Source organism: Pseudomonas sp. B34(2017), from assembly GCF_002112915.1.
Taxonomy (GTDB): domain Bacteria; phylum Pseudomonadota; class Gammaproteobacteria; order Pseudomonadales; family Pseudomonadaceae; genus Aquipseudomonas; species Aquipseudomonas pharyngis.
The window spans coordinates 1-1288 of record NZ_NEJA01000014.1 but is presented as its reverse complement, the minus strand read 5'-3'; the positions used below and the strand labels follow the sequence as shown (position 1 = coordinate 1288).

1 protein-coding gene is annotated in these 1288 nt (G+C 57.0%); it reads left to right on the top strand.

Going from position 1 to position 1288, the window contains the following annotated elements; translation table 11 throughout:
* The first annotated feature begins 82 nt into the window (after positions 1-82).
* The gene (locus tag CAF80_RS28410) at positions 83-1234 is read left to right on the top strand and encodes an integrase core domain-containing protein (protein WP_085668264.1); all 1152 of its coding nucleotides are present in this window, start codon (positions 83-85) and stop codon (positions 1232-1234) included.
* Positions 1235-1288 lie beyond the last annotated feature (54 nt).

Below are 1288 nucleotides of genomic sequence, written 5' to 3'. Positions count from 1 at the left end.
GGGTAAAGACCGGGTACATCCTTTACGTTTGAGACCGGGGACATGGTTTACAGGTATCAATCATGGTCAGGAGGTGCTGACCATGCCCTGGAATCAAGAGTCCCCGATGGATCAACGAGTGAAATTAGTCAGTGACTGGCTCAGTGGCAGCTACACCAAGAGCCAATTGAGCCGGCGTTATGGGATCAGCCGACCAACCGTAGATAAATGGCTGGATCGGTATGCAGCGCTCGGCGTGGATGGCTTGAAAGAGCAATCCCGCAAGCCTTTGAACTGCCCTCATCAAACCCCGGATGAAATCATTGCCACATTGCTGGCCAAGAAAAACGAGCATCCGGATCGAGGTCCCAAACAGATCATTGATCGCCTGCGAAAGTCCGATCCACAGATCCCATGGCCGGCCGCGAGCACTGCCGGTGAGTGGTTGAAGAAGGCTGGCTTGGTCATTGCGCGGCGCCCTTATCCTTTGCGCCCGCGTGCTCCGACGCATTTACGCCCGGCCGATGAACCCAACCAGACCTGGTGTGCCGACTTCAAAGGGCAGTTCAGGATGCAGGACGGCAATTGGTGCTATCCGCTGACCATTACCGATCAGATGAGCCGCTATCTGCTGCTCTGCCGGGCGCTGCCCGGCACGCACAGCGAGCCGACGCGACAGGGATTCGAATGGGCTTTCCGGGAGTTTGGATTGCCGGACGTAATCCGCACAGATAACGGGGCGCCTTTCGCATCGACCGGTTTGGCGCGGCTGTCGAAGCTGTCCGTCTGGTTCATCAGGCATGGCATCCATATCGAGACAATCACACCAGGGCGTCCTGACCAGAACGGTCGACACGAACGGATGCACCGCACCCTCAAAGCAGCGGTACTGCGAACACCTGCGGAAAATCTCGTACGCCAGCAGCTGGCCTTTGAAGAGTTCGTTCAGGACTTCAACCATGATCGACCACACACCGCACTGGGCATGAAACCGCCGGCTTCCGTATACAGACCTTCGTTGCGCCCGTATCCGGGCTACTTGCCCGCGGTCGAATATGGCCCTGAGGTTGAGGTACGCAAGGTTCGCTCGAACGGCGAGTTCAAGTGGAAGGGGCAACGAATGTTTTTGGGCGAGGCGCTGATCGGCGAGGACATCGCGCTGAAGGAAGTGGCTGATGACGTGTGGGAGCTGTACCTTTGCAACTTCTGTTTAGGCAGGCTTGAGCGCGGTGCCAACCGCGTATCAAGCCTGTAAAAGGTGTAAACGATGTCCCCGGTCTAATGTGTAAAGGATGTACCGGTCTCTACA

Coding starts and splice junctions, on each gene's coding strand:
- CAF80_RS28410 (WP_085668264.1), top strand. CDS start 83: ATGCCCTGGAATCAAGAGTCCCCGATGGATCAACGAGTGAAATTAGTC.